The 6,889-nt window shown below is 65.8% G+C and carries 7 protein-coding genes; 5 read left to right on the forward strand and 2 right to left on the reverse strand.

What is annotated here, in order from left to right; translation table 11 throughout:
• Window positions 1-113 precede the first annotated feature (113 nt).
• Together pip and prmC are read right to left on the reverse strand one after the other, a co-directional pair.
• On the reverse strand, window positions 114-1,058 hold the full coding sequence (gene pip / locus QMX81_RS19960) for a prolyl aminopeptidase (protein WP_152153896.1): 945 nt from the start codon (window positions 1,056-1,058) through the stop codon (window positions 114-116).
• Between the two features lie 102 nt (window positions 1,059-1,160).
• On the reverse strand, window positions 1,161-2,009 hold the full coding sequence (gene prmC, locus QMX81_RS19965; RefSeq protein WP_282264117.1) for a peptide chain release factor N(5)-glutamine methyltransferase: 849 nt from the start codon (window positions 2,007-2,009) through the stop codon (window positions 1,161-1,163).
• Between the two features lie 427 nt (window positions 2,010-2,436).
• Between prmC and ahpC the strand changes: the two genes are divergently transcribed.
• The 5 genes from ahpC to QMX81_RS19990 form a co-directional block, all read left to right on the forward strand.
• On the forward strand, window positions 2,437-3,000 hold the full coding sequence (gene ahpC, locus QMX81_RS19970; RefSeq protein WP_121044636.1) for an alkyl hydroperoxide reductase subunit C: 564 nt from the start codon (window positions 2,437-2,439) through the stop codon (window positions 2,998-3,000).
• A gap of 151 nt (window positions 3,001-3,151) precedes the next feature.
• On the forward strand, window positions 3,152-4,744 hold the full coding sequence (gene ahpF, locus QMX81_RS19975) for an alkyl hydroperoxide reductase subunit F (protein WP_282264110.1): 1,593 nt from the start codon (window positions 3,152-3,154) through the stop codon (window positions 4,742-4,744).
• Between the two features lie 91 nt (window positions 4,745-4,835).
• Window positions 4,836-5,792, forward strand: coding sequence for a DNA-binding transcriptional regulator OxyR (gene oxyR, locus QMX81_RS19980; RefSeq protein WP_121044642.1), 957 nt, complete (start codon window positions 4,836-4,838; stop codon window positions 5,790-5,792).
• 138 nt (window positions 5,793-5,930) lie between these two features.
• Complete coding sequence (gene rnk, locus QMX81_RS19985; RefSeq protein ID WP_282264112.1) at window positions 5,931-6,338, forward strand: nucleoside diphosphate kinase regulator; 408 nt, start codon at window positions 5,931-5,933, stop codon at window positions 6,336-6,338.
• A 52-nt stretch (window positions 6,339-6,390) separates the two neighbouring features.
• Window positions 6,391-6,889, forward strand: a 499-nt coding sequence (locus tag QMX81_RS19990) for a transaldolase family protein (protein ID WP_282264115.1), incomplete at its 3' end; no start/stop codon positions are given.

Raw genomic sequence — 6,889 nt, forward strand, 5'->3', positions numbered from 1 at the left:
GGGTTGTGGGCGGGGAACTGGTAAACGGCGGATCACGACCAACGGTCGTGATCGGCCGGGCGACGCACGGGGTAGCCCGGTAGGTGCCGGCCGTTGGCCGGCACCCTCTTCCATCAACCCGCGAAACGATCCGTCGCCCGCACCAGCGCGTCGACATTCTCCGCTTCGAAAGCAGAGTGACCCGAGGCCGGGCTGATCTCCAGCGTCGAGTTCGGCCACGCCTTGTGCAGCTCCCACGCGCTCTGCAGCGGGCAGACCACGTCGTAGCGGCCATGCACGATCACGCCCGGGATATCGGCGATGCGGTGCGCGTCGCGCAGCAGCTGTTCTTCCACCTCGAAGAAGCCACCGTTGACGAAGTAGTGGTTCTCGATGCGGGCGAAGGCCAGCGCGAACTGCGGATCCTGATGGCTGTTCACGAAGTCGTCGTCCACGTGCAGGAAGCTGGTGGCGCCTTCCCACACACTCCACGCCTTGGCCGCGGCCAGGCGGGTGGCTTCATCGTCGCTGGTCAGGCGGCGGTGGAAGGCCGAGATCAGATCGTGGCGCTCCACGGCCGGGATCGGCTGGAGGTAGTGCTCCCACGCATCCGGGAACAGGCGGTTGGCGCCTTCCTGGTAGAACCACTCCAGCTCCCAGCGGCGCAGCATGAAGATGCCGCGCAGGACCAGTTCGGTCACGCGCTGCGGGTGGGTCTGCGCGTAGGCCAGCGCCAGGGTCGAGCCCCAGCTGCCGCCGAAGACCTGCCAGCGGTCCACCTTCAGGTGCACGCGCAGTTTCTCGATGTCGGCGACCAGGTCCCAGGTGGTGTTGTCGACCAGGTCCGCATGCGGCGTGGAACGGCCGGCACCGCGCTGGTCGAACAGGATGATCCGGTACTTGGCCGGGTCGTGGAACTGGCGCATTTTGTCGCTGCAGCCGCCGCCCGGGCCACCGTGCAGCATCACCACCGGCTTGCCGTCGGGATTGCCGCACTGCTCGAAGTACAGCGTATGGCGGTCATCGACCTTCAGGGTGCCGACGTCGTAAGGGGTGATGGCGGGATACAGCGTACGCATGACAGGAACTCCATGTGGAATGACAGTCGCCGCATCACGCTGCGCGGCGGCCCGGTGGACAGGCCATTCTAGCCTCGGGGTCGCCGCAGGGCCGGCAGGCACTCAGGCGGGCAGACAGCCCAGGCTCACCCGGTCGCGCTGTTCCAGATCGTGCTCAGTGGCGACCGACTGGAAACCGGCGTCCCGCAGCAGCGCGCGGATCGCCTCGCCCTGGTCCCAGCCGTGTTCGATCAGCAGCCAGCCGCCGGGAAGCAGGTGTGCTGCTGCACCGGCGATGATCAGCCGGATGTCGTCCAGCCCATCAAGACCGGCGGCCAGCGCGGTGGCCGGTTCGAAGCGCAGATCGCCCTGCGCCAGGTGCGGGTCGTCGCTGGCGATGTACGGGGGATTGGTGGCGATCAGATCGAAGCGCTCACCCGCCAGCGGCGCGTACCACGCACCCTGCCGGAACTGGACGTTGCCCAGTGCGTGGCGCTGCGCGTTGCGTGCCGCCACCGCCAGGGCCGCCTCGCTGAGGTCGGTCGCCACTACCCGGGCCTGCGGCCGTTCGCTGGCCAGCGCCAGCGCGATCGCGCCACTGCCGGTGCCAAGGTCGGCGACCCGCAAGGCGGTAGCGTCGGGCAACCGTGCCAGCGCCAACTCGACCAGCAGCTCGGTCTCCGGGCGCGGGATCAGGGTGGCCGGGCTGACCTCAAGATCCAGGGTCCAGAAGCCGCGGCGGCCCAGCAGGTACGCCACCGGCTCGCCGGCCAGGCGTTTGGCCAGCAGCGCCTCGAACGCCGCCACCTGCGCCGGCTCGACCGGATCGGTGGCATGCGCGAACAGCCAGCTGCGCTCGCGTTCCAGCACGTGCAGCAGCAGCAGTTCGGCCTCATGGCGGCCTTCCACGCCGGGCAGGCGGGTGGCGGCGTCGGCGAGCAGCTGGCGGACAGGTGGCGGGGTGGCGGTCATGGCGGGACGGAGCAACATCGGGGCGCGCAGTGTAGTGCACCGGCCCTTGCGCCCCGGGTGCGCGCGCCGGCCGTCCGCGACCGGCAGCTTGATTGAATCCAAGCATGGCAACTCACATATACATGCATGTGCACTATCGATTTCCGGCTGACATCGGGCCGGATCGGCACCGCGTCGCCTGCGATCGTTCAGCTTTCCCCCACAACGAATATGCAGAAGCTATTGCACTGATCACACGTTCCGGCGCCCTGGTCATTGCGCTGCAACGGTTCTGACGGATCTGGCCCTCATCATTCATCGCAGGATCAGACCACTTTGATAGCCTATGACTATCGCATAGATGCAATCAATGGATTGTTCTTATGGGAACGGAGCCGCTAACCTGTGTTGGTCGCTTCACCCACCCCCTTCACCAAGAGGAACAACGATGTCGCTCATCAACACCCAGATCCAGCCGTTCGAAGCCAACGCCTACCAGAACGGCGAGTTCATCAAGGTCTCCGACAGCACCCTGAAGGGTCACTGGTCCGTGCTGATCTTCATGCCGGCCGCGTTCACCTTCAACTGCCCGACCGAGATTGAAGACGCCGCCGATCATTACGCCGAGTTCCAGAAGGCCGGCGCCGAGGTCTACATCGTCACCACCGACACGCACTTCTCGCACAAGGTGTGGCACGAAACCTCGCCGGCCGTCGGCAAGGCCCAGTTCCCGCTGGTCGGCGATCCGACCCACCAGCTGACCAACGCCTTCGGCGTGCACATTCCGGAAGAAGGCCTGGCCCTGCGCGGCACCTTCATCATCAACCCGGAAGGCGTGATCAAGACCCTGGAGATCCACTCCAACGAGATCGCCCGTGACGTCTCCGAGACCCTGCGCAAGCTGAAGGCTGCCCAGTTCACCGCCGCCAACCCGAACCAGGTGTGCCCGGCGAAGTGGAAGGAAGGCGAAAAGACCCTGACCCCGTCGCTGGACCTGGTCGGCAAGATCTAAGCCGCTCCTCATCCCCATCCCCGCCCGCCGGGGATGGGGGTGAACCCAAGCCGGTGCCCCACGCGCCGGTTTCGGTTCACCCCCATGTCGCGCAGATGCACCCGCGGGGTGCGTCGACGCTGCCCCCTTGCCTGATTCAAGGAGTTTTTCGATGTTGGATGCCAACCTCCAGTCCCAGCTGAAGACCTATCTGGAACGTGTCACCCGTCCGATCCAGATCACGGCGCACGTGGATGACGGCGCCAAGTCGCAGGAAATGCTCGAGCTGCTGAACACGCTGACCACGCTCTCCACACAGATCCGCCTGGACGTGCGTCGCGACAGCAACGAGCGCACGCCCTCCTTCGCACTGACCACGCCGGGCCAGGACATCCATCTGGTGTTCGCGGGCCTGCCGATGGGCCATGAGTTCACCTCGCTGGTGCTGGCGCTGCTGCAGGTCGGTGGTCACCCGTCCAAGGCCACCGCCGAGCTGATCGAGCAGGTGCGCAATCTGGAGGGCGAGTACCGCTTCGAAACCTATTTCTCGCTGTCCTGCCAGAACTGCCCGGACGTGGTCCAGGCACTGAACCTGGCAGCGGTGTTGAACCCGCGCATCCAGCACGTGGCGATCGATGGCGGCCTGTTCCCGGCCGAGGTCGAAGCGCGCCAGATCATGTCCGTGCCGACCGTGTACCTCAACGGCGAGGTGTTCGATCAAGGCCGCATGACGCTGGAGCAGATCGTGGCCAAGCTGGACACCGGCGCTGGCAAACGCGATGCCGAAAAGCTGAGCGCCAAGGCCCCGTTCGATGTGCTGGTGGTGGGCGGTGGTCCGGCCGGTGCAGCCGCGGCGATCTATGCCGCACGCAAGGGCATCCGCACCGGTGTGGCCGCTGAACGTTTCGGTGGCCAGGTGCTGGATACGATGGCGATCGAGAACTTCATTTCCGTCAAGGAAACCGAAGGTCCGAAGCTGGCCGCGGCGCTGGAACAGCATGTGCGCGAGTACGACGTGGACATCATGAACCTGCAGCGCGCCACCGCGCTGGTGCCCGCCGGCGATGACGGCCTGGTCGAGATCACCCTGGAGAATGGCGCGTCGCTGAAGTCGCGCTCGGTCATCTTGTCCACCGGTGCGCGCTGGCGCCAGATGAACGTGCCCGGCGAAGATCAGTACCGCAACAAGGGCGTGGCGTACTGCCCGCATTGCGACGGTCCGTTGTTCAAGGGCAAGCGCGTGGCGGTGATCGGCGGGGGCAACTCCGGCGTGGAAGCGGCGATCGATCTGGCGGGTCTTGTGACGTATGTGACCCTTCTGGAATTTGATGACAAACTGCGGGCCGATGAAGTACTGCAGAAGAAGCTGCGCAGTCTGGGCAACGTCACCATCATCACCAGCGCCCTGACCCAGGAAGTGCTGGGCGATGGCCAGAAAGTGACGGGCCTGGTCTACCAGGACCGCGTCGGTGGCGATTCGCACCGGGTGGAACTGGAAGGCATCTTCGTGCAGATCGGTCTTCTGCCGAATACCGAGTGGTTGAAGGACACGGTGGCCCTGTCACCGCGTGGCGAGATCCTGATCGACGACCGCGGCCAGACCAGCGTGCCGGGTGTCTTCGCCGCAGGCGATTGCACGACCGTTCCGTACAAGCAGATCGTCATCGCCATGGGCGCCGGTTCCACTGCGGCACTGAGCGCCTTTGATCACCTGATCCGCACCTCCGTTCCCAAGAGCAGCGGCGCTGTCGCCGAAGCTGCCTGAAACGTCCGGTTCCCGGTTCGCCGGGAACCTTGTCTGTCTGCTGGGTAAGCCACGCCATCACCCGGTCCATTACCGTTAGAGGTCCAAGGAAATGAACCTACGTGATTTGAAGTATCTGGTGGCGCTGGCCGACCACCGCCATTTCGGCAAGGCGGCCGCCGCCTGCTTCGTCAGCCAACCCACCCTGTCCACCCAGATCCGCAAGCTCGAGGACGAGCTGGGGTTGCCGCTGGTTGAGCGTGCACCGCGCAAGGTCATGCTCACCCCGGCCGGGGTGGAAGCGGCCGCGCGTGCCCGCACCATCGTGGCCGAGGTGGAGCAGATGAAAGAAGCCGCGCGGCGCAGTCGCGATCCCGAAGCCGGCACCGTCCGGCTCGGCATCTTCCCGACGCTGGGCCCGTACCTGCTGCCGCATGTGATTCCCAACATCCGCGAGCGTTTCCCGCAGCTGGAACTGCTGCTGGTCGAGGAAAAGAGCGATGAGCTGCTGACCCGCCTGCGCGAAGGCAAGCTGGATGCCGCCCTGTTGGCACTGCCGCTTGATGATGACCAGCTGCACGCCGAGTTCCTGTTCGAAGAGCCCTTCCTGCTGGCGGTCTCCCAGCAGCACCCGCTGGCACGCCGCCAGCATCTGGATGTACAGGAACTGTCCTCGCAGAAGCTGTTGCTGCTGGAAGACGGGCACTGCCTGCGCGACCAGGCGCTGGCGGTCTGCCGGTTGTTCGGTGCCAACGAAAAATCGGAGTTCCGCGCGACCAGCCTGGAGACGCTGCGGCAGATGGTGGCCGCCGACGTGGGCATCACCCTGCTGCCGACGCTCTCGGTCAAGCCGCCGGTGCCGCGCTCGGACAACATCCGCCTGCTGGATTTCAGTGGCGATGACCGTCCCAGCCGCCGCATCGCGATGGCCTGGCGCCGCAGTTCGGCGATGACCGGCTTCCTGGAGCAACTGGCCCAGCAGTTCAAACGGCTGCCGCAGGGCCTGTTCGCACTGGAGACGACCGATGTCCCGGCGGTCGCGGCCACGCCGCTTCCACGCGCCGGCTGAGCCTGGCTGAACCGGCCGGCGGGGCCGATATGCCGGACGGGTCGCATCCGTCTACGATTGTCAGCACAATAGAACGAGGCGGTGCCAGCAGGCGCCGCCTTTTTGCATGGGTCTTCCACAAACGCAAGGAGCTACACCATGTCCACTTCCAGCGGACTGCCCCCTTCGATCATCGTTTCAAGCCACGACATGGACCGCCTGGATGCCATGCTCGAGTCTCCCGCCGTCAGCCAGACCCCCGCCGGGATCGCCCTGGCCGAGGAACTCAACCGCGCGACCATTGTGGCGCCGGACCAGGTTCCCGAGGGCACCGTCATGATGCATTCGCGCGTAGAGTGCGAAGATGAGCTGCAGAACGAAAAGCACGTTCTGACGCTGGTCTATCCGCGTGAAGCCGATGTTGAACAGGGCAAGGTATCGATCCTGGCACCGGTGGGCACCGCCCTGCTCGGCCTGTCGATCGGCCAGACCATGGATTGGGTGGCACCGGGCGGGCGCAAGCTGCGCCTGCGGGTGACCGCCGTCCATCACCAGCCCCACGCCTGACCCTGCCTGCTGCGATCCGCGCAGGTTCCACCGTTTCGTCCCAGGAGTTGCAATGAGCACCGTTTCGCTGTCCAAACTCTCCCAGCTGCGTGATCTGTCCGTGGTGGTTGCCGATACCGGCGACTACGAGGCGATCAAGCGCTTGAAGCCGGTCGACTGCACGACCAACCCCACCCTGGTGAAGAAAGCGCTGGACCTGCCGGTATACGCCGATCTGATCGAGAACGCGCTGGCCTGGGGCCGCGGGCAGGCGGGCGAACGCGAGACCATCGTGCACGCGGTGGCCGATCGGCTGACCGTGGGCGTGGGCACCCTGCTCAGCACGCTGGTGCCGGGCCGGGTCTCGACCGAGGTCGATGCCGACCAGGCACATGACACCGCGGCCACGGTGGCCAAGGCGCGCCAGTTCATCGCCATGTACGAAGCGGCCGGCGTGCCGCGCAGCAAGGTGCTGATCAAGATCGCGGCAACCTGGGAAGGCGTGGAAGCGGCGCGCCAGCTGCAGGCCGAAGGGATCGACTGCAACCTGACGCTGATCTTCAATCCGACCC

It is taken from the genome of Stenotrophomonas sp. PS02301 (assembly GCF_029959485.1).
GTDB classification, from domain to species: Bacteria; Pseudomonadota; Gammaproteobacteria; order Xanthomonadales; family Xanthomonadaceae; genus Stenotrophomonas; species Stenotrophomonas maltophilia_Z.

Coding starts and splice junctions, on each gene's coding strand:
- rnk (WP_282264112.1), top strand. CDS start 5,931: ATGTCCACTTCCAGCGGACTGCCCCCTTCGATCATCGTTTCAAGCCAC.
- ahpF (WP_282264110.1), top strand. CDS start 3,152: ATGTTGGATGCCAACCTCCAGTCCCAGCTGAAGACCTATCTGGAACGT.
- prmC (WP_282264117.1), bottom strand. CDS start 2,009: ATGACCGCCACCCCGCCACCTGTCCGCCAGCTGCTCGCCGACGCCGCC.
- ahpC (WP_121044636.1), top strand. CDS start 2,437: ATGTCGCTCATCAACACCCAGATCCAGCCGTTCGAAGCCAACGCCTAC.
- oxyR (WP_121044642.1), top strand. CDS start 4,836: ATGAACCTACGTGATTTGAAGTATCTGGTGGCGCTGGCCGACCACCGC.
- pip (WP_152153896.1), bottom strand. CDS start 1,058: ATGCGTACGCTGTATCCCGCCATCACCCCTTACGACGTCGGCACCCTG.